This is a genomic window from Amycolatopsis sp. NPDC041971 (genome assembly GCF_055588925.1).
This window is the reverse complement of record NZ_JBVJCE010000025.1, coordinates 101706-122089: the sequence shown is the minus strand read 5'-3', so window position 1 is coordinate 122089 and position 20384 is coordinate 101706. Positions and strand designations below refer to the sequence as shown.

The 20384-nt window shown below is 69.9% G+C and carries 16 protein-coding genes; 8 read left to right on the top strand and 8 right to left on the bottom strand.

Going from position 1 to position 20384, the window contains the following annotated elements; genetic code table 11:
* The first annotated feature begins 252 nt into the window (after positions 1-252).
* On the top strand, positions 253-951 hold the full coding sequence (locus ACZ6DT_RS36755; protein WP_465603839.1) for a PP2C family protein-serine/threonine phosphatase: 699 nt from the start codon (positions 253-255) through the stop codon (positions 949-951).
* A gap of 97 nt (positions 952-1048) precedes the next feature.
* On the opposite strand, the gene ACZ6DT_RS36750 is transcribed toward ACZ6DT_RS36755, so the two are convergent.
* The 3 genes from ACZ6DT_RS36750 to ACZ6DT_RS36740 are packed head-to-tail and all read right to left on the bottom strand — an operon-like array spanning position 1049 to position 3452.
* Entirely contained in the window at positions 1049-1453 is a 405-nt protein-coding gene (locus ACZ6DT_RS36750) for a hypothetical protein (RefSeq protein WP_465603837.1), read from the bottom strand.
* Positions 1454-1492: 39 nt separating this feature from the next.
* Positions 1493-2950 (bottom strand): amidohydrolase, encoded by a 1458-nt coding sequence (locus ACZ6DT_RS36745; protein ID WP_465603835.1) that lies wholly within the window; start codon positions 2948-2950, stop codon positions 1493-1495.
* A 49-nt stretch (positions 2951-2999) separates the two neighbouring features.
* The gene (locus ACZ6DT_RS36740) at positions 3000-3452 is read right to left on the bottom strand and encodes a MarR family winged helix-turn-helix transcriptional regulator (RefSeq protein ID WP_465603833.1); all 453 of its coding nucleotides are present in this window, start codon (positions 3450-3452) and stop codon (positions 3000-3002) included.
* Between the two features lie 142 nt (positions 3453-3594).
* On the opposite strand from ACZ6DT_RS36740, the gene ACZ6DT_RS36735 reads away from it, so the two are divergent.
* The 3 genes from ACZ6DT_RS36735 (at position 3595) to ACZ6DT_RS36725 (ending at position 7749) form a co-directional block, all read left to right on the top strand.
* On the top strand, positions 3595-4776 hold the full coding sequence (locus tag ACZ6DT_RS36735; protein WP_465603831.1) for an MFS transporter: 1182 nt from the start codon (positions 3595-3597) through the stop codon (positions 4774-4776).
* Between the two features lie 28 nt (positions 4777-4804).
* The gene (locus tag ACZ6DT_RS36730) at positions 4805-5638 is read left to right on the top strand and encodes an aldo/keto reductase (protein ID WP_465603829.1); all 834 of its coding nucleotides are present in this window, start codon (positions 4805-4807) and stop codon (positions 5636-5638) included.
* 269 nt (positions 5639-5907) lie between these two features.
* Positions 5908-7749 carry a M48 family metalloprotease gene (locus ACZ6DT_RS36725; protein WP_465603827.1) on the top strand — a complete coding sequence of 614 codons (1842 nt, stop codon included), beginning with the start codon at positions 5908-5910 and terminating at the stop codon, positions 7747-7749.
* A gap of 308 nt (positions 7750-8057) precedes the next feature.
* Here the strand turns inward: ACZ6DT_RS36725 and ACZ6DT_RS36720 are convergent, their stop codons facing one another.
* Positions 8058-8888 carry an SAM-dependent methyltransferase gene (locus ACZ6DT_RS36720; RefSeq protein WP_465603825.1) on the bottom strand — a complete coding sequence of 277 codons (831 nt, stop codon included), beginning with the start codon at positions 8886-8888 and terminating at the stop codon, positions 8058-8060.
* A gap of 140 nt (positions 8889-9028) precedes the next feature.
* On the bottom strand, positions 9029-10126 hold the full coding sequence (locus tag ACZ6DT_RS36715; protein ID WP_465603823.1) for a WD40/YVTN/BNR-like repeat-containing protein: 1098 nt from the start codon (positions 10124-10126) through the stop codon (positions 9029-9031).
* A 144-nt stretch (positions 10127-10270) separates the two neighbouring features.
* Between ACZ6DT_RS36715 and ACZ6DT_RS36710 the strand changes: the two genes are divergently transcribed.
* Both ACZ6DT_RS36710 and ACZ6DT_RS36705 read left to right on the top strand, forming a co-directional pair.
* Positions 10271-11575, top strand: a complete 1305-nt coding sequence (locus tag ACZ6DT_RS36710) for a serine/threonine-protein kinase (protein WP_465603821.1) — start codon at positions 10271-10273, stop codon at positions 11573-11575.
* Positions 11576-11618: 43 nt separating this feature from the next.
* The gene (locus ACZ6DT_RS36705) at positions 11619-12008 is read left to right on the top strand and encodes a hypothetical protein (RefSeq protein ID WP_465603819.1); all 390 of its coding nucleotides are present in this window, start codon (positions 11619-11621) and stop codon (positions 12006-12008) included.
* On the opposite strand, the gene ACZ6DT_RS36700 is transcribed toward ACZ6DT_RS36705, so the two are convergent.
* On the bottom strand, positions 12001-12168 hold the full coding sequence (locus tag ACZ6DT_RS36700; RefSeq protein ID WP_465603817.1) for a hypothetical protein: 168 nt from the start codon (positions 12166-12168) through the stop codon (positions 12001-12003). The genes ACZ6DT_RS36705 and ACZ6DT_RS36700 overlap by 8 nt on opposite strands.
* A gap of 59 nt (positions 12169-12227) precedes the next feature.
* On the bottom strand, positions 12228-12770 hold the full coding sequence (locus tag ACZ6DT_RS36695) for a type 1 glutamine amidotransferase domain-containing protein (RefSeq protein WP_465603815.1): 543 nt from the start codon (positions 12768-12770) through the stop codon (positions 12228-12230).
* Positions 12771-12869: 99 nt separating this feature from the next.
* Between ACZ6DT_RS36695 and ACZ6DT_RS36690 the strand changes: the two genes are divergently transcribed.
* A complete protein-coding gene (locus ACZ6DT_RS36690; protein ID WP_465603814.1) occupies positions 12870-13877 on the top strand; it encodes a DNA topoisomerase IB in 1008 nt (335 codons plus the stop codon).
* Here the strand turns inward: ACZ6DT_RS36690 and ACZ6DT_RS36685 are convergent.
* Entirely contained in the window at positions 13860-15437 is a 1578-nt protein-coding gene (locus ACZ6DT_RS36685) for a SpoIIE family protein phosphatase (protein WP_465603812.1), read from the bottom strand. The genes ACZ6DT_RS36690 and ACZ6DT_RS36685 overlap by 18 nt on opposite strands.
* Positions 15438-15621: 184 nt before the next feature.
* Between ACZ6DT_RS36685 and ACZ6DT_RS36680 the strand changes: the two genes are divergently transcribed.
* On the top strand, positions 15622-20268 hold the full coding sequence (locus tag ACZ6DT_RS36680; RefSeq protein ID WP_465603810.1) for a HAMP domain-containing protein: 4647 nt from the start codon (positions 15622-15624) through the stop codon (positions 20266-20268).
* Positions 20269-20384: the final 116 nt, after the last annotated feature.

Below are 20384 nucleotides of genomic sequence, written 5' to 3'. Positions count from 1 at the left end.
GGGGGTGGGGGCGCGCGATGGAGGAGGCCAAGCCAGGGGCGATAAGAATAGCGTCAACAACGCGGGCCGTGCGTACGCCGCTACCATCCCCCCCCCCCCCCCCCCCCACCTCCGGCCAAGCACGGCGACTCGGTCAGTCAAGGGACAACCGCCTCACCTTCGACAGCCGGCTATCACCCCACCCTCAGGTCGTCCACAGGAAAGTGGCGGACGCTGGAAGGACGCGGATCACCCAGGGGTGAGGAGAAGACCATGAGGGAGCTTCCACGCTGGCACACGGCGAGCGCGCAGGGCCCGCGCGAGCACAACGCGGACGCCGTCGCGGCGTATGCGGCCGCGGGCGGCCGGGGAATCGTGTTCGCGCTGGCCGATGGCGTCGGAGATCACCCGAACGCGGGACGAGCGGCGCGGACCGCGGCTTCGGCGGCGGCCCGGACACCGATCGAGCAAGGCGCCGCCGGAGCTGTTCTCGCTGCTCAGCGCGCTGTGCTCGGACTCGGCGAGACCGGTGACTGTGTCCTCGTCGTGGCCGTCCGGACCGACGAGGGGTATGGCATCGCGTGGGTCGGGGACGCGCGGGCGTACGCTTGGGACGGTCACAACGTGCGGCAGGTGACCAAGGACCATACGCTCGCGCAATACTTCCGCGACCACGAACAGCCTGTGACACCGCGGATGGAACACGTCGTCACCACCAGCGTCCGCACGGCCGGTGCGCACGAGATCGGCACGGTCACCGTCACGACCGGCGGGCTCGTGCTCACCAGCGACGGTGTGCACAAGACGCTCAGTGGTCCGACCATGCTCGACATCCTCGGGATGCCGGACAGGGCGGCCACCAAGCTGGTGCGGACGGCGATCTCGCTCGGTGGCTCCGACAACGCCACCGCGATCGTGGTGGATCCGCCCGGCGCGGAGGTCACCACGGAAAAGTTTCGCGTCGCGGCCTGAACCGGGCGGTCAGGCCGTGACGCGATCCCCTTTCGGCCGCCGGTCCTCGCGCAGCACCAGCGTGACGAGCACGACGTCGAGGGCGAAGAACGGCCCATCACCGGAACAGGCGGTCCCGGCAGGCCGGGCACCGCTCGTGCCGCGCGGTCCGGCCGGAGGGGTCCGTGCCGTAGAAGGGAAAGCACGGCGCTCCGCAGAGGGCGAGATAGATCCGCCCGCAGCGCAGCGGCCGCTTGCCGACGTGGTGGGCCACGCTCAGCGACTGGTGGTGCTCGCCCGCCCCCGGTAGCCAGCCGTCGTCGGGCAGCCTCGCCAGCACGTCGGCGTTGACGTCGTCGGAGCGGCGCAGCAGCGCGCCGCCGAGGTCGGTGAGCCGTTCCCCGAGATCACGGAGGACGTCGGCGCGCGGCACGTCGTCCTCGACCATCCGGGTGACGAAGCTGATGTCGGTGCCCAAGGAGCCGTGGAGGTCCCGGAGCCGGTCGAGCAGGCGGTGATCCATGCCCTTTCATTGAGGCGTTGCGCCCGGGCAAGAAAAGACTCAAGACGCGTAGGTGATCCGGCCGTTCATGACGGTGGCGGTGACGGGGGTGTCGCGCAGCCCGGCCGGGGACAACCGCGACGGGTCCACCGCGGTGATGACCAGATCCGCGACGTCCCCGACAGCCACTCCGGTCCGGCCGCCGGAGGACGCCGCGAGCGCGGCCTCCAGTGGCATGGCCTGCTCGGGATGCCACGGCGGCCGGTCGTCGTCGGTGCGGCTGACCGCCGACGCGATCGCGTCCCACGGATCCAGCGGCGCGACCGGCGCGTCGGAGCCGAACTCCAGCCGCACCCCGGCGCGATGCAAAGCGCCGTAAGGGAAGGCCCGATCGGTCCAGCCGTGCCAGTGCCGGTCGGCGACGTCGCGGTCGTCCGGCTGATGGGCGGGCTGCACACTCGCCACGACCCCCAGTTCGGCGAAGCGCGCGACGTCCTCGGCACACAGCAGCTGCGCGTGTTCGATGCGGCCCGAGCACCCGACGCGGGCGAAGGCGTCGAGCGCGATCTTGTTGGCGTGATCGCCGATCGCGTGCACAGCCGGGGAAAGGCCGTGCCGGGAAGCCTCGCGCATCAACGGTTCCAGCTCCTCGGGCGGCAGTTCGAGCAGTCCGTGGGACTCAGTTCCGGCGTAGTGGCCCACGCAGTACGCGGTGCGGGTGTTCAGCGAACCGTCGACGAACAGCTTGTACGGGCCGACCGTGAGCAGGCCGCCCGTGTCTTCGAGGACGTCGCCGGTGCGGTGGCCGCGTTCGACGGCGGTGTCGAGCAGGTACTTCGCGATCACGCAGGAGATCCGGACCGGCAGGGATTTCCGTGCCAGCCGTCGCCGCCAGTCGGTGACGGTGTCGGTGTACTCGTAGTCGACGATCTTGGTGACGCCTCGGGCGGCCGCCGCGGCGAGCGCGTCGGCGACCCAGCCGTCGATGACGTCGTCGGGGGCGACCGGGAGTTCGGCCGTCGCGCTCATGCAGTCGTTCTCCAGCAGCACGCCGGTCGGGTGCTCGCGGCCGATGAGTTTCAGCGCGGCGGGACTGAGCCACAGCGTGTGGAGGTCGGCGCTGAACAGGGCGACCGGATGCCCGGGCAGCGCCTTCTGCAGCAGGTCCTTGTGCGGGGCGTCGGGCCAAAGGCCGTCGCGGAACCCGGCGCCCAGGACGAGATCCCCGGGCGGCACGGGATTCGCCAGCAGATGGGCGAGCACGAGTTCGACCGTGTGCGCGGCCGACGTCGCCTCCCCCAGCGGAAGCCGGCGGCGCGCGGCCGACCACTGCGCGGTGTGCACATGCGCGTCGACGAGGCCGGGCAGCAGCGTGCCGCCGTGCCCGTCCAGGATCTCCGACGCCTCACCCGCCTGCCCCGGCCCCGCGATGGCGGCGACCCTGCCGCCCTTGATCAGCACGTCCGACAGGGAACCCGCCAAGCCGACCCGGACCCGGCGCAACAGAAGATCTTCCACGCCCTCACCTTGCCAGCCCGGCTCGCGAGTAGTCACCTGCTCGCGGCGGTCAGGATCGGGCGAAGGTGAGCTTTCCGAGCGCGGCTACCAAGGGCGCGAGTTCGGGGAGTTCCTCGGCGGCGGCGAGGGCCCCGGTGAGGACGGTGTCGTGCGTCGGCCTCGCGGCCGCGAGCAGTTCCTGCCCGGCAGGCGTGACCTCGGTGTAGATCCCCCGCCGGTCGTCCGGGCACAGGTACCGCTGCAGCAGGCCCCGGTCCTCCAGCCGCGACACCAGCCGGGTCGTCGCCGACTGGCTGAGCACGACGGCGTTCGACAGCTGGTTCATCCGCAGATGGAAACCGTCCTGGCGGGCGAGCACATCCAGCACGGTGTACTCGGTGACGGACAGCTCGTGCTTCTGCGCCAGCGCGCGCTCGAGCGCGTCCTCGATCCGCGCGTGCAGTGCGGCCAGGGTCCGCCAGCCCTGCGCGCGTGCCTCCACGGCGTCGTCGGCCAGTGACACGGTTCACCTCTTCCCCGGTTGCCCGAGCTTCGTTGCGTCGTGCACCATCAAGCGTGTGCAATATACGGCGCGTGCAACTATTTCGGACGCTCGTAGTTGCTCACGCCAGTAACACCACTCTACGGGAAGAAGTGAGAACCCCATGCCTGCCGCTCTGCTCGCACTGGCGATCAGCGCCTTCGGGATCGGCACCACCGAGTTCGTGATCATGGGCCTGTTGCCCGAGGTCGCGGGCGATTTCGGCGTCTCGATCCCGTCCGCGGGGCTGCTGATCTCCGGATACGCCCTCGGCGTCGTGGTCGGCGCCCCGGTACTCACGGCGCTCGCTTCGCGGGTACCGCGCAAGACGGTCCTCGTCGGCCTGATGGTCCTGTTCGTCGCCGGCAACGTCGTTTCCGCGCTGGCCACCACCTACGGCCTGCTGATGACCGGCCGTGTGGTCGCCGCGCTCTCGCACGGCGCGTTCTTCGGCGTCGGCGCGGTCGTCGCGGCCTCGCTGGTCGCGCCGAACAAGCGGGCGGGCGCCATCGCGATGATGTTCACCGGGCTGACCGTCGCCAACGTCCTCGGCGTCCCCGCCGGTACCGCGCTCGGCCAGGCGCTGGGCTGGCGCTCGACGTTCTGGGCGGTCAGCGCGCTCGGGGTGATCGGCCTGATCGGGATCCTCGCGCTGGTCCCCGTCCAGGCGACGACGAAGAGCGCGGGGCTCCGCGGCGAACTGGCCGTGTTCCGCCGTCCGCAGGTGTGGCTCGCGCTGGCGATGACGGCGCTCGGCTTCGCCGGGGTGTTCGCCTCCTTCACCTACATCGCCCCGATGATGACCGAGGTCGCCGGCTTCTCCCCCGGCGCGGTGACCTGGTTGCTGGTGCTGTTCGGCGCCGGTCTGTTCGTCGGCAACCTGCTCGGCGGCAGGGCGGCCGACCGGTCGCTGATGCCCAGCCTGTACGTCATCCTCGCCGTGCTCGCGGCCGTGCTGGTCGTGTTCGTCTTCACCGCGCACGCCCAGCTTCCCGCCGCGATCACCATCGCGGTCTTCGGCGCCGCCGGTTTCGCGACCGTCGCGCCGCTGCAGGCCCGCGTCATGAACAAGGCCGAAGGCGCACCCGCGCTGGCTTCGGCCGCCAACATCGCCGCGTTCAACCTCGGCAACGCCGCGGGCGCGTGGCTCGGCGGCAAGGCCATCGACGCGGGGCTCGGCTACACCGCGCCCAACTGGATCGGCGCCGGGCTCGCGCTCGCCGGACTGCTGGTCGCGGTCATCTCCGGCATGCTCGACAAGGGGCGGCGAAAGGCTCGTCGCGCCGAACTGGTCCCCGCCGCCTGACCCGCGAGTACCCACGAAAGGAACGCAAGTGACCGACATTCCCACCGTCGAGCTCAACAACGGGGTGGCGATGCCGCGGCTCGGGTTCGGCGTCTTCCAGGTGCCGGACGAGGAGACCACCGCCGCCGTGAAGGCCGCGCTGGACGCGGGCTACCGCAGCATCGACACCGCCACCGTCTACGGCAACGAAACGGGCGTCGGCAAGGCGCTCGCCGAGTCCGGGATCGCCCGCGACGAGCTGTTCATCACCACCAAACTGTGGAACAGCGACCAGGGCTACGACGCCACGCTGAAGGCGTTCGACGCCAGCCTGGCCAAACTGGGCCTGGAGAAGCTGGATCTGTATCTCATCCACTGGCCGACACCGGAGCGCGATCTCTACCGGGACACGTGGAAGGCCTTCGAGAAGCTCTACGCCGACGGCCGGGTGCGCGCGATCGGCGTGTCCAACTTCCAGCCCGCGCACCTCGAACGGCTTCTCGACGCCGCTTCCGTGACCCCGGCGGTCAACCAGGTCGAGGTGCACCCGTACCTGCGGCAGGCCGAGGTGCGCGAGTACGACGCGAAGCACGGCATCGCGACCGAAGCGTGGAGCCCGCTGGCCAAGGGCGGCGACCTGCTCGGCGAAGACGCGATCAAGGCGCTGGCTTCGAAGCACGGCCGCACACCGGCACAGATCGTGCTGCGGTGGCACCTGCAGCTGGGCAACGTCGTGATCCCGAAGTCCGTGACGCCGTCGCGGATCAAGGAGAACCTCGACGTCTTCGGGTTCACGCTTTCGGATGAGGACGTCGCTTCGCTGTCCGTGCTGGACCGGGGCGAGCGGACCGGGCCGGACCCCGACACCTTCAACGTCGCCTGAGAGCGGTCCGCTGTCCGTGAAGGCCTCCGCGAGGGGCTTGAATCAGCGCTGCGGCGCGAAGCGCCTCCGTCGAGGGCGGTGGCGGGGGCATGGATGGACCCTTGAGGAGGCCTTCACGACCTTCGCAGGTAGCGGGCATAGCTCTTCGTTCTCGCCCGAGCCCGCTGTGTAGCCGGTTACTATTCGGCCGCACAGACGGCACTTGTGCGAAAAGAGGTAACCGGACGATGCAGGCCCGAGGACGCGCCGTCCTCGCGACACTTCTGCTCGTGGCGTTCCCAGTGGTGGTCGTCGCGGTGGGTGTCGCCAGTGTGCTGGCGGGCCTGCGGATCCAGGGCAAGATCGGCCTGTACGTCATGCTCGCCGGGCTCGCGATCATGGTCGCGCTGGGTTTTGGGCTGGTGAGCGCGTTGCGGGCGCGGCGTCCCCCGATCGAGGGGCCGCGGCTGGGCCGCGACGCCCATCCCGCGTTGTGGCAGATGATCGACGACCTCGCCGCCCAGGTGAAGACGCGGCCGCCGGACGAGATCGTGCTGATCGGGGAGATCAACGCGGCGGTCAGCGAGGACGCCCGGTTCCTCGGTCTGCGGCCGGGCCGCCGCACGATGCTGATCGGGCTGCCGTTGCTGGCCGCGATGAGCGTGAGCGAGCTGCGTTCGGTGCTGGCGCACGAACTAGGGCACTACAGCGGCGGCCACACCCGCTTGCTCGCGCTGACCTACCGGGGCACCCAGACGCTCGCCTTCACCGTCGACAGGCTGGACGGCGGCCCCGCCAGGGCGTTGCTCTCCGCCTACTCGAAGCTGTATCTGGTGGCCGCCCGATCGGCGAACCGGCGGCAGGAACTACAGGCCGACGAGGCTTCGGTGCTCGCGGCGGGCAGCCGGACGGCGGCAGCGGCGTTGAGGAAGGTCGCGACGCTGAGCCCGCTGTGGAAGGACTACGCCGAGCGCTACCTCTCACTCGGCGCGGCGGCGCGGCGCACCCCGCCGGTGCTGCTGGGGTTCCGGTCGTACCTCAATCACCCCGTCCAGCGGGACTGGGTGGCCGAGTACGCCGAAGACATCGTCGACGGCGAAGAGCTGTCGAAATACGACAGTCATCCGCCCACGAAGCGCCGGATCGCCGCGCTGGCCGGTGTGCCGGACAACCCGGTGAAGCCGGACGCGCGGCCGGGCTGGTCGCTGCTGGGGGCGCCGAAGGTCGACGTGCCCAAGGCGGAGCTGGACGTGCTGATCCGCGACGTCGGGCCCCGCGCGGACTGGGACGAAGTCGTCAAACGCGCGGGCCGGGCGTCGGTGGCGGAGGGCGCGAGGCTGCTGACCTCGGCCGGTCTCGAAAGCAGGCTGGCTCCGCGCGGCACGATCGGCGAGGTCGTGCGGGTCCTGCGCGACGGTGACGCCGAAGCGCTCGCCAGGCCCCTGCGGGCTCCGTCCCGCGAAGAGGGCCTCGAACTGGTGACAGAGCTGTTCGCCGACACCGTCACCGCCGCGATGATCGACAACGGCGTCGCCGCGCACCGCCTGAACTGGGGCGGCGGCTGGGAACTGTGCCTCGGCGACGGCGAGCCGTTCGACGTCGTCGAGCTGGTCGCCCCGGCGGTGCGGAGCCCGCGCGCGGTCGACGAACTGGTCCACAACCTGCAGCTGCTGAACGTGCCCGCCGCGTACTTCTGCAAGCAGGAGCCCCAACCGGAGCCGGATCCCGCCGAAGCCCGGATGCTCGGGCTGTTCACCGCGCTGAAGGCCAAGCGGAGGCTCTACGACCTGATCGTCTGCGACACCGAAGTGGTGTTGCTGCCGATGGCGCGCTCGGTGCTGGTCCGTCGCGGACTGGCCGGTCTGATCGGGGCGCGCGGGGTTTCGGACCGCAAACGGGTCCGGAAGCTGCGGGAGCGCGGCCTCGACGATCTTCGCGCCGAACCGGGCGCGCGGCGGATCCCGTTCACGGACATCGTCGCGGGCGGCTTCCCCCGCCGGAAGCTCACCGTGTACCTGACGCTGGAGCTCTCCGACGGCGAGACGCTGGAACTGGCGATGACCGGTAACACCGAGGACTTCGGCACCGCCCACGACGAACTGACGGCGCTCTTCAGCTCCCTGAAAGCCTGAGGCGGGCGGGTCGTGAGTGGCGTTTCGGGTCAGAACGGACCGGTATTCGCTCACCTACGCCTGACCAGGCCGGTCTCGCGCGCTCAGCGTGCGCCGGGATGTCGACGATGGAGGAATCGGGACGTTGAGTGTCCGATTCCTCCATCGACGAGAGGGCGTTCCGGTCTCGCCCGGAACCCTCCCCGCTCACACCACCCAGCACGAACCCCAACGGCAGCGAGACAAGCCCGGATTCCCGTGGATAGGCAAATACAGGCTCGGGCTGGAACCCGAAACGCCACTCACGACCACTTCGACCAAGCGTGTTCCTAGAGCTTGATCCCCACTCCGCCGAGGCTCAGGTGGTTCAGCTCGGTCAGCGGCGCGAGGCGCGGGCCTTCCGGCCACCATTCGTGCAGGTGGACCACACCGGGCTCGAGGACTTCCAGCCCGTCGAACAGTGACTTGATCTCCGCTCGGCTTCGGTGCACGGTGCGGTGCCCGGTGCTTGCCATGAGGTCGTCGAGTTTCCTGGCGAGCGCGCCGCGCGCGCCTTCGCCGGGGGTGAAGTCGTGGGTGATCAGGAGGTAGGACCCCGGCGCGATCGCGTCGACGTAGGCGCGGACGACGGCCCGCGCCCTGCCGAAATCTTCGATGTGGTGCAGCACCGAGTTCAGGATCACCGCGACCGGGCGGTCGAGTTCGATGTGCTCGGCGACCACCGGATCGGCGAGGGTCTGCTCCGGATCGGTCAGATCCGCGCCGCTGACGTGGACGAGATGGTCCTCCAGCAGCGCCAGCCCGTGCGCCTGGACGACCGGGTCGTGGTCGACGTAGACGACCAGCGCGTCGGGGTTGTACCGCTGCGCCGCCTGATGGGTGTTCTCCGCGGTGGGCAGGCCGGAACCCAGGTCGAGGAACTGATCGATACCGCGGGCGCCGGCGAGGAACCGGACCACCCGGTTCGCCCAGGAGCGGAACTCCTTGGCCATCGCGGCGGCGTCGGGGGCGAGGGTGAGCAGGTCGTCGACCGCCCGCCTGTCGACCTCGTAGTAATCGTGCCCGCCGAGAAGGACGTCCTTCATCCGGGCGAGGTTGGGCTTGCTGTAGTCGAGGGGAAGCGGCCGCCTCGGCACAGACCGGACCTCGTCCGAAGCCATGGACACGTTCCACCCTTCAGCCGCGCATGGGCCACGTGAACGTGCCCACGGCTCCCTCGACATCGACGGACCGTACACAGATTACGACATGGCGCGCATTCACGTGAACCTTCCCACAGGGCCTTGCCCACCTGCGACGATCACCCGAAGACGAGCTCACGCCAGGTGCCACCGCCATCGGTGGTGCGGTACACGGCCGATCCGCCGTCGGCGTCGGGCAGCCCGTCCACGACCACGCCCACCCGTTCGTCCGGGAAGTCCAGATCGTTGAGGCAGACGCCGCGGCCGCTGAGCACCGTCGTCGTCCAGGTCACCCCGCCGTCGGCGGTGCTGTGCAGGAATCCGGTGCCGCCGCCTTCCGCGGCGACGGTCGCCGCCGAGGGCGACGCCGCGCTGAAGCTCTGGTTGATCCCGAGGGTGGGCGCCTGCGCCGTGCCGGTGAAGTGACCGCCGAGCTTCGGCGCGCGCCACAGCCGCCGGACGGTCGCCCCCGGCTGCGGCGTCCCCGGTCCCCCACTGCACAACGCCAGCACCCGCCCCTGCCGGACTCCGCTCAGTGAAGCCGCGCCGTCCGCCGGGCAGGGCGGCGGCGCGGGAGCGAAGATCAGGCCGTCGGATGACGTCCAGTACTTCTGGACGCGGTAATCCGCTCCCATCGACACCTGGATCCCGCCGGTGGTGACGACGTCTCCGTAGGTGGAAGAGCCGGTGACGGTGAACCCGGGGACAGGCTGAAGGAGCCTCGTACCGGAGATCCCCGCGTACAGCGTCGTCGTCGACGGGCTGCCGAAGCCGGTGACCATCGCGAACACCCGGGGCCCCGCTTCGGTGATTTTCGAAATGTAGAAAGGTTCCCGGACACCGGCGAGCCGGACCTCGGACCACTTGCCGCCACCGTCGTGGCTGGCGAGCAGCCGGGTGCCGTCGGAGAGGAAGAAGTCACGCTCGTCGATCACCGTGAGCTTGACCTGATTGTGGTTGTCCGGCAAGGAGATCGGCGGTTCGCCGACGCGCCGCCACCGCTTCCCGCCGTCGGCCGTCGACAGCAGGGACGCGCACCAACCCGGCCTGCCGCACGGGGAGAAACCGAGGACGAAGCCGCGCAGCGGCCCGGTCCAGCTCGTCGAAGCGGGGGCGAAACCCTTGGGCACGGCCGAATCGGCGGCGGCGGGCGGGGCGAAAACGGCCAGGGTGGTCAGTGCGGTGGCGGCGAGCGCGGCCCACCGGTTCGGCTTCATGACCACGAGACGTCCGGCCCCCGCCGGGGTTGCCCGCCGTTCAGGGTGAACCCGCGGATCTCCTCCGGTACGCTCTCAAACCTTGTTTCGCCCGGAGCCGGACCGGGTATACGGCGTTCGGCCGGTGAGACGGAGGTAGCACCGATGGACGACGCGGGTCCGCGCGCTGACGGCGAGGTCGAGGAGCACGGGGAGCCTGATGCCGGAATCACTCAGCGCCGGTTCACCCTGAACGTCCACGACCCGGACCATCTTCCGCCCAGGCTCGCCGGCCGGTATGAGGTCGGGGAACTGCTCGGTCGCGGTGCGACCGCGCGCGTCTTCCGAGCTCATGACCTGCGCGAAGGGCGCGAAGTCGCACTGAAACTGTTCCACGCCGACACGATGCTCCGGGACGAGCGCCGCCGGGAGCAGGAGATCCAGACCCTCAGCGCGGTCCGCCATCCCGGGCTCGTCCCGCTGTACGACGCGGGTTCCGACGACGGCTATTCCTATCTGACGATGCGCTTGGTCGACGGGCCGAATCTGGCCCAGCGCCTGCGCTCGGGCCCGCTCTCCCGGGACGCGGTCGTCGAGCTGGCCGCCCGGCTGGCCGACGCGCTCGCGCATGTCCACGCGCACGGCATCACCCACCGTGACCTTAAACCGGCGAACATCCTGCTGGCTGACGACGGCCCCATGATCGGCGACTTCGGGGTGGCTCACGCCTTCGACGCGACCAGGGTGACCGAGACCGGCGGCGTCGTCGGCACGGCGGCGTACATGGCGCCCGAACAGGTCCGCGGTGAGAACGTCGGCCCGCCCGCCGACATCTATTCCCTCGGCCTGGTCCTGCTCGAATGCCTGTCCGGCGAACGGGAGTACACCGGGACGCCGGTCGAGGCCGCGGTCGGACGGCTGCACCGGCCGCCCCGGATCCCCGACGGGCTGTCGGTGACCATGACGACGCTGCTGCGCGGGATGACCGCGCGCAAGCCGTCGCAGCGCCCGACCGCCGCGGCGATCTCGCGCATCCTGCTGGAGGATTCCACCGGGACGAAGGTGGTCCGTCTCGCGCCCGCCACCCGCAAGCGGGCGGCCGTGTTCGCCGCCATCAGCGCGCCCGCCGCCGCGATCACCATCGGTGTCCTGCTGACGGCCAATCAGACCGGGGAGAATCCGCCGGCGGGGCCTGGCGCGGTATTTCCCCCGGCGGCCACCGGCACGTCCGCGCCGGCGGCAGGCCAAGAAGGGCGAACTTCGGAGGCCGTGGAGGCGCCACAGGGCACGGTCGTCGTGACCGAGCCCGTCCCTGTCTCCGCGAATCCGCCGGCCGACACCGAACGCACCGTTGCCACCTCGACGCCAAAGGACAAGACCGCTTCCCACGACCGGCCGGACAAGTCGGGCAAGCCGAGCAAAACGAAACCCGACCCGCCGACCAAGAGCAAGCCAGGACCACCCGACTGAGTGACCGCCCGGCCGAAATGTCCACAGTGGATGGGAGACGGCGATGACCTACATCAACGACCCGCGTGAACCGCAGCAGGAAGAGATCGTCGAACAGACGCCCGCCAGGATCCGCGTCGTGCGGATCATCAACGCCGTCGTCCATGCGGTGTGCTGGATCTTCGCACTGGTGCTGATCGTGCACATCCTGGTCGTGTTCGGCGAGGCCAATCCGGGGAACGGGTTCGCTCAGCTGATCGACCAGTGGTCGCGCGGCGTCTCCCTCGGGCTGCGCAACCTGTTCACCCCGGACGGCCCGAAACTGCGCACCCTGTTCAACGACGGTCTCGCCGCGTTGCTGTGGCTGATCATCGGCGGCGTGGTGACCGACCTGGTCTCGCGAATCGGTCTGCCCGGACCGAAACGCGTCTGGTACCGGCGGAGGCTCAGTTGAGCGAACCCGGCTCGGCGACGTCACCGGCCTGGGCCTGCTCGGCCCGGGCATCGGTGACGTCCGGGGCGGCGGCCGCTGCGGGCTGTTTCGAATCCTGTTCCGGCTCGGTGTCGAAGTGCTCACGGCACCACCGGCCGTAGCGTCTGGCATGCACGGTCATCGCGGCACCTCCTTTTCTCCCCGCCACGATCCCCCAAACCTGTGACGCGCGCCACTCGTTTACCCCGCGAAGGCGGTCACGATCGCGGAGCAGAAGGCGGGCAGGTCGCCGGGGTTCCGGCTGGAGATCAGGCCGTTGTCGATGACGACCTCCTGGTCGACGACGATGCCGCCGGCGTTGCGGATGTCGGTGCGCACGCTGGGGTACGAGGTGAGCGTGCGGCCGCGGACGACGTCGGCCTCGACCAGCGTCCACGGGCCGTGGCAGATCACCCCGACCGGTTTACCGCTGTTCACGAAGTCGCGGACGAAACGGACCGCGTTCTCGTCCGCGCGCAGATTGTCCGGATTCATCGTGCCGCCGGGCAGCACGAGCGCGTCGAAGTCGTCGACCGTGACGTCCTTGACGACCCGGTCGACGGTGAACTTGTCCGCCTTGTCGATGTCGCCGTTCATGGCCTGGATCTCGCCGGGTTCCAGCGAAACGACCTCGGCCGTCGCCCCGGCGTCGGTGACCGCCTTGCGGGGTTCGACCAGTTCGACCTGTTCCACCCCGTCCGCGGCGAGGATGGCCACGCGGCGTCCGTTCAGCGATGTCGTCATCGGATTTCCCTCCTCCGGTCTTGGTCGCTCTCCGACTACCCCGGACCGGGCTCGCCGAACCATGGGCATGAACCGGCGCGGCGGCGGGTATCAGCCCGCATGCGACTTCGGCGAGCGGACCTGGTGTCCCCCGGAATCCGGAGGCGGCGCAGAGGTCGTGGCTTCGGCTATCTGACCCCGGACGGCGAGCCGCTGAAGGACCGGTACACGATCGAGCGAATCAACGCGCTGGCGATTCCGCCCGCCTGGCGGCGCGTGTGGATCTCCCCGCACGAGAACGCCCACATCCAGGCCGTCGGAGTGGACGACGCCGGGCGGAGGCAGTACCTCTACCACCCCGAATGGCGGCGGGCCAGGGACGAGGAGAAGCACGATCGGGTCCTCACGCTGGCACGGAAGCTGCCCAAGCTGCGTGAAACGGTTCGAGAGGATCTCGACACCCGCGGCCTGCGACGGGAGCGCGTGCTCGCCGGCGCCCTGCGCATGATCGACCTGGGCGTCTTCCGGACCGGCGGCGAGAGCTATGCCGACGAGCACGGCACGCACGGGGTGGCGACGTTGCTGTGCGAGCACGTCGAACTCCGCGACGAATGTCTCGTCTGCGATTACCCCGCGAAGCACGGCATCCAGCGGAAGGTCCGGCTGCGGGACGAGGCGCTGGTGCGGCTGGTCCGCTCCCTCCGGCGGGTGCGGGGTGGCGACGTGCGTCTGCTCGCTTATCGCAATGGTGACGGCTGGCACGAGGTGAAGGCCGACGACATCAACGACCGGCTCCGGGAAATCGTCGGCGACGGCTTCACCGCCAAGGACCTGCGCACCTGGAACGCCACCGTCCTGGCCGCTTCGGCGTTCGCCGGCACGGAGAAACCCACCAGCGAACGAGGGTTGAAGCGGGTCGAGAAGGCCGTGATGACGGAAGTCGCCGACGGGCTCGGCAACACGCCCGCCGTGGCGCGACGGTCCTATGTGGACCCTCGCGTGGTCACCGCCTTCCACGAGGATCGGACCATCGCGCGCGCGGCGCGAAGAGCCGAGAAGGTGTCCGATCCGAACGAGGCTCGCGACATCGTGGAGCGGGCGGTGGTGCGGCTACTGAACGGGGCGTGACGCCTCGATGGCGAGGACGGCGATGTCGTCATGCGCCCCGCTGCCGAGCCATTCCCGTACCGCGGACCGGATCCTGGCGACCACCTCGCGGCCGGACAGCCCCCGGCAGCCGGTCAGCAGTTCACGCAGCCGTTCGTCCCCGAACAGGTCGGACGGCCGCTCGTGGTGCCGCGCTTCGGTGATCCCGTCGGTGTAGAGCAGGCAGACATCACCTTCGGCCAGCCGGATGGCCGTCTCGGCGAACCGCGCCTGCGGGGAGATGCCGACCAGCGTGCCGGGCAGGGTGATCTCCTCGATCCCGCCGCGGCGGCGCACCACCAGCGGGGCGGGATGCCCGCCGGAGGCCAAGGTGACATCGAGACCGTCTTCGCCCGCCAGCACCGAACCGAGCACCAGCGTGGCGAACCGGCCGCTGCCGCCGGTGATGAGCAGGGAGTTGAGCAGGCTCAGCAACGTCGTGTTGTCGTGCTCGACGAGGTCGAGCGCGGCGAGGCTCTGCCGGACCCGGCCGGTGAGCGCCGCCGCTTCGGCACCCTTTCCGCAGACGTCGCCGAGGACGAACATCGCGCCGCCGTCTTCGCGCGGCAGGACGTCGTAGAAGTCGCCGCCGACGTCGAGCAATCCGCCCGACGGCTCGTACCAGACGTCGAACTTGACGCCGTGCACGTCCGGCGGCGGTGTCGGGCGCAGCGTGGTCTCCAGACCGCGCGTGGCCTCTTCTTGGCGGGCGTAGCGGTGCGCGTTCGCCAGCGCCGTGCCGGCCGCGCGGGCGAATTCGGTCACCGCGCGCGGGTGATCCTCACCGAACGACGCAGCGCCGCGCCTGCCGAGCACGACCGCGCCGGTGACCCCGGCACCGCCGTCGAACCCCAGTGAGACCACGGTCACCGACGAATGGACGGCGAGCCGCTCCGCGACGACCGCGGGCAGCGTCGCGACCTCCTCTTCGGGGACCGCTTTGGCCTCGGGTTCCTCGGTGGAGGCGAAGGTGCCGGCGAGCACCGGCGCCAGCTGGGCCGGGACGCGGCGGATCCGGCCGTGGCCGTGCTCGGTGCGATGGTCGCAGCTCCACCACTCCCAGCGGCCGCGGGTGGTCGGCAGGAGGACGAACACGCAGTCGGCGAGTTCGGCCGCGGCGACCTCGGCGATCACCCTCGCCGTCCCGTGCCGTCCCCGTGCGGAGGCGAGCCGGGGCGCCGAAGCGGCGAGGAAGCCGTCCACGCGCGGGCCGTCGGCCGCGACCGCGGAAGTCACCGTCCACGCGTGCCAGCCGCCGGGCAACGTCCGGATCCGCGCGGGGAACCGGCGGCCGGTGTGTTCGACATGCCCGATGTCGGGACCTTCGGCGGTCAACACCGGACGGCCGCCGCCGAACAGCTCACGGGCGGCGGGGTTCGACCAGCGCAGCGCGCCACCGACGTCCTGCACGAGCACCGCGTCACGAACGTCTTCGAGCAACTCGCGCCAGAACCGTCCGGATTCGGGCAACGCCCCCTCGCTCGTCGTGGGCGACGACTCCGAGGGGAGCGACGTCGAGGCCGGGGCGGGCCGTGACACCATTCCCGGACCTCCTCCTGCCTTGCGGGTAGCGCAGTGTGAGCGGGCGGACTGGCTCGAAGTGTAGGTCGAATCATGGCACGCTGATGCGACGACCATGGCTTGGCATGCGTGGTGGAGAGGGTCGACACAGATGACACAGCACTCCCAAAGGGACCGGCTCACCGTGGAAGGTGGTGGCGGCCAGGTGGACGAAGCGACCCTGGAACGCCTGCTCGCGGCGGCTCGTGACCTCGGGGACGGCAACTTCCGGCGGCGGCTCGTGGCGCACGGAGACGGGCTCGCGGCCCAGCTCGCGGGCGCCTTCAACGACATCGCCGAACGGAACCAGCGACTGGTGACCGAACTCCTGCGCGTCCGCGAGGCGGTCGGCAAGGAAGGCAGGCTGACCGAGCGCGTCGCGGCCGAGATCGGTCCCGGTGGCTGGGCCACCGCGGTCGATGTCGTCAACGGGCTGATCGAGGACGTGAGCAGGCCCACGGCCGAGCTCAACCGCGTCCTCGGCGCGGTCGCGGAGGGCGATCTGTCCGAGCCGATGCCGCTGGAAGTCGGCGGGCGGCCGCTGCAGGGCCAGTTCGCCGAAGTCGCGAAGACGGTCAACGGCCTGATCAAGCAGCTTTCGCGGTTCGCGACCGAGGTCACCAGAGTGGCCCGCGAAATCGCCACCGAAGGAAGGCTCGGCGGTCAGGCCGAGGTCCCGGGGGTGGCGGGCACCTGGCGTGATCTCACCGACAACGTCAACGTGATGGCGAGCAACCTGACCGACCAGGTCCGCAACATCGCCCAGGTGACCACCGCGGTGGCACGGGGCGACCTGACCCAGAAGATCAACGTCGACGCGCGCGGCGAGATCCTGGAGCTGAAGAACACCGTCAACATCATGGTCGACCAGCTCTCGGCGTTCGCCGACGAAGTGACCCGGGTGTCCCGCGAGGTGGGTAGCGAAGGCCGTCTCGGCGGTCAGGCGCAGGTCCCCGGCGCGGCAGGCACGTGGCGCGACCTCACCGACTCGGTGAACCTGATGGCGGACAACCTGACCGACCAGGTCCGCAACATCGCCCAGGTGGCCACCGCGGTGGCGAAGGGCGACCTGTCGCAGAAGATCAACGTCGACGCCAAGGGCGAGATCCTCGAACTCAAGAACACGCTGAACACCATGGTCGACCAGCTGTCGGCGTTCGCGGACGAGGTCACCCGGGTGGCGCGCGAAGTCGGTAGCGAAGGCCGTCTCGGTGGCCAGGCGACCGTGCCGGGCGTGGCGGGCACGTGGCGCGGGCTCACCGACTCGGTGAACCAGATGGCGGACAACCTGACCGACCAGGTCCGTAACATCGCCCAGGTCACCACGGCGGTGGCGAAGGGTGACCTGACGCAGAAGATCACGGTCGACGCGCGCGGCGAGATCCTCGAACTGAAGACGACCGTCAACACGATGGTCGACCAGCTCTCGTCGTTCGCGGACGAAGTCACGCGTGTCGCGCGCGAAGTCGGCACGGAAGGTCAGCTCGGCGGACAGGCGCAGGTGCCCGGCGTCGCCGGGACCTGGCGCGACCTCACCGGGTCGGTCAACTTCATGGCGAACAACCTCACCGCGCAGGTCCGGAACATCGCCCAGGTGGCGACAGCGGTGGCGAAGGGCGACCTCTCACAGAAGATCGCCGTCGACGCCAAGGGCGAGATCCTCGAACTGAAGAACACGCTGAACACCATGGTGGATCAGCTGTCGGCGTTCGCCGACGAAGTCACCCGCGTCGCCCGGGAAGTCGGCAGTGACGGGCGGCTCGGCGGTCAGGCGCAAGTGCCCGGCGTCGCCGGGACCTGGAAGGACCTCACCGACAACGTCAACTTCATGGCGAAGAACCTGACCGACCAGGTCCGCAACATCGCCCAGGTCACCACCGCCGTCGCGAAGGGCGACCTGACGCAGAAGATCATCGTCGACGCGCGCGGCGAGATCCTGGAACTCAAGAACACCGTCAACATCATGGTCGACCAGCTCTCGGCGTTCGCCGACGAAGTCACGCGGGTGTCCCGCGAGGTCGGCACCGAAGGCAAACTCGGCGGCCAGGCGCAGGTGCGCGGCGTCGCCGGGACGTGGAAGGACCTCACCGACAACGTCAACGTCATGGCCACCAACCTCACCGATCAGGTGCGGAGCATCGCGACGGTGACGACGGCGGTGGCGAACGGCGACCTGTCGAAGAAGATCTCGATCGACGCGCAGGGCGAGGTCGCCGTCCTCGCCGAAACGATCAACAGCATGGTCGAGACGCTGCGCGCGTTCGCCGACGAGGTCACCCGGGTCGCCCGCGAGGTGGGTACGGAAGGCATCCTCGGCGGCCAGGCCCGTGTGCCGAACGTGGCGGGCACGTGGAAGGCGTTGACGGACAACGTGAACGTCATGGCCGACAACCTGACCGGCCAGGTCCGCAGCATCGCGACGGTGACCACCGCGGTGGCGCAGGGCGACCTGTCGAAGAAGATCGACATCGACGCGCGCGGCGAGATCCTCGAACTCAAGACCACCATCAACACGATGGTCGACCAGCTGTCGGCCTTCGCCTCCGAAGTCACCCGGGTCGCTCGCGAGGTCGGCACGGACGGCACGCTCGGCGGTCAGGCGGAGGTGCCCGGTGTCGCGGGCACGTGGTCGCGGCTGACCGAAAGCGTGAACCAGCTGGCCGGGAACCTGACCACCCAGGTGCGGGCGATCGCGCAGGTGGCCACCGCGGTGACCGCCGGCGACCTGACCCGGCACATCACCGTCGACGCGTCCGGGGAGGTGGCCGAACTCAAGGACAACATCAACCAGATGATCGCGAACCTGAAGGAGACCACCCGGGCGAACCGCGAGCAGGACTGGCTCAAGACCAACCTGGCCCGGCTGTCCGCGCTCATGCAGGGGCACCGCGACCTCGCGTCGGTGGCTTCGCTGATCCTGTCCGAGCTGACCCCGCTGGTGTCCGCGCAGCAGGGCGCGTTCTTCCTCGCCCGCGAAGACGAGCAGGAAGAGGCGGTCCTGGAGAGCATCGCCACCTACGGGCTGGCGAAATCCCAGACGGGCCTGCGATTCTCCCCCGGCGAGTCGCTCATCGGACAGGCCGCCGTCGACCGCCGCACGATACTGGTCCACGAGGCCCCGCCGGAGTACGCGCTCATCTCCTCCGGGCTGGGCTCGGCCGCGCCGGTCAACGTGATCGTGCTGCCGGTGCTGTTCCAGGGTGAGGTGCTCGGCGTGCTGGAACTGGCGACGATCAACGCCTTCAGCACCGTCCACATCGACCTGCTGGAGCAGCTGAAGGAGACCATCGCGGTCAACGTCAGCACCATCCAGTCGAACTCGCGCACCGAGGCGCTGCTGACCGAATCCCAGCGCCTGGCACAGGAACTGCGCGCCCGGTCCGAGCAGTTGCAGGCACAGCAACGGGAACTGCGCCGTTCCAACACGGATCTCGCGGAGAAGGCGGCGCTGCTGGCCCAGCAGAACCGCGACATCGAGGTCAAGAACAGCGAGATCGAGCAGGCGCGGCAGGAACTCGAAGAGCGTGCCGGGCAGCTGACCATGGCGTCGCAGTACAAGTCCGAGTTCATGGCGAACATGTCGCACGAACTGCGGACCCCGCTCAACAGCGCGCTGATCCTCGCGAAACTGCTTTCGGAGAACCCGGACGGGAACCTGTCGGAGAAGCAGGTCCAGTTCGCGCGGACGATCTACTCGGCGGGCAGCGACCTGCAACAGCTGATCAACGACATCCTCGACATGGCCAAGGTCGAGGCCGGTCATTTGGACCTGCAGATGTCCGACGTCACGCTGCCCGAACTGGTCGAGTACGTCGAATCGATCTGCCGTCCGCTCACTTCGGACAAGGGCCTGGAGTTCGCCGTCCTGATCGACCCGCCGGTGCCGTCGTCGATCCACACCGACGAACACCGCTTGCAGCAGGTGCTGCGGAACCTGCTGTCCAACGCGGCGAAGTTCACCGACGAGGGCGGCGTGCGCCTGCACATCCGGATGGCCGACCCGGGCGAGGTCGAAGCCGACTCGCTCCGGCAAGCCCCTGGCGTCCTCGCGTTCGCCGTCGAGGACACCGGGATCGGCATCGCCCCGGACAAGCTCGCGATCATCTTCGACGCGTTCCGCCAGGCCGACGGCACCACCAGCCGCAAATACGGCGGCACCGGACTGGGCCTGTCGATCAGCCAGCAGCTGACGGAACTGCTCGGCGGCGAACTGCGCGTCCGCAGCGAACCCGGCAAGGGCAGCACGTTCACGCTGTACCTGCCGGTGAGCGCCTCGAATCTGGTCGTCCCGACCACGCGGGCCGGCGGCGTGCCGCTGATCATGGCCGTCCCGCAGGTGATCCCCGTGACGTCGTCGCAGCGGTTCCACGGCGAGAAGATCCTGATCGTCGACGACGACCTGCGCAACGTCTTCGCGTTGGCCGCCGTGCTGGAGCGCAACGGCCTGGAGGTCATCTACGCCGAGACCGGCGTCGCCGGCATCCGGGCACTGGAACGCCACGAGGACACCGCGCTCGTCCTGATGGACGTGATGATGCCGGAACTGGACGGAAACGCCACGATCACCGCCATCCGCGCCGAGGCCGCGCACGAAGACCTGCCCGTGATCGCCGTCACGGCGAAGGCGACCGCGGAGGACAAGGCGCGCACCCTGGCTTCGGGAGCGGACGACTACGTGACCAAGCCCGTCGACACCGACAAGCTGCTGGACCTGATCGCCGCCCACCTCGAGGCGGATGCCGCCTCCAGCGGCCTCTCACAGGCCGTGACGGGCACGTCCGACTCAAACGCTTCGGATCCCGGTCCAGACTGAGCCCTCGGTCCGGGGGGGGGGGGGGGGGGGGGGGGGGGGGGGGGGGGGGGGGGGGGGGGGGGGAGGGGGGGGGGGGGAGGGAGGGGGGGGAAGCGGCGGGACGAGGGTGAGGATGG

Excerpts from the sequence above, each read along its gene's own strand:
- ACZ6DT_RS36755 (WP_465603839.1), top strand. The coding sequence starts at position 253 with ATGAGGGAGCTTCCACGCTGGCACACGGCGAGCGCGCAGGGCCCGCGC.
- ACZ6DT_RS36750 (WP_465603837.1), bottom strand. The coding sequence starts at position 1,453 with ATGGATCACCGCCTGCTCGACCGGCTCCGGGACCTCCACGGCTCCTTG.
- ACZ6DT_RS36735 (WP_465603831.1), top strand. The coding sequence starts at position 3,595 with ATGCCTGCCGCTCTGCTCGCACTGGCGATCAGCGCCTTCGGGATCGGC.
- ACZ6DT_RS36720 (WP_465603825.1), bottom strand. The coding sequence starts at position 8,888 with ATGGCTTCGGACGAGGTCCGGTCTGTGCCGAGGCGGCCGCTTCCCCTC.
- ACZ6DT_RS36715 (WP_465603823.1), bottom strand. The coding sequence starts at position 10,126 with ATGAAGCCGAACCGGTGGGCCGCGCTCGCCGCCACCGCACTGACCACC.
- ACZ6DT_RS36710 (WP_465603821.1), top strand. The coding sequence starts at position 10,271 with ATGGACGACGCGGGTCCGCGCGCTGACGGCGAGGTCGAGGAGCACGGG.
- ACZ6DT_RS36705 (WP_465603819.1), top strand. The coding sequence starts at position 11,619 with ATGACCTACATCAACGACCCGCGTGAACCGCAGCAGGAAGAGATCGTC.
- ACZ6DT_RS36700 (WP_465603817.1), bottom strand. The coding sequence starts at position 12,168 with ATGACCGTGCATGCCAGACGCTACGGCCGGTGGTGCCGTGAGCACTTC.
- ACZ6DT_RS36695 (WP_465603815.1), bottom strand. The coding sequence starts at position 12,770 with ATGACGACATCGCTGAACGGACGCCGCGTGGCCATCCTCGCCGCGGAC.
- ACZ6DT_RS36690 (WP_465603814.1), top strand. The coding sequence starts at position 12,870 with ATGCGACTTCGGCGAGCGGACCTGGTGTCCCCCGGAATCCGGAGGCGG.
- ACZ6DT_RS36685 (WP_465603812.1), bottom strand. The coding sequence starts at position 15,437 with ATGGTGTCACGGCCCGCCCCGGCCTCGACGTCGCTCCCCTCGGAGTCG.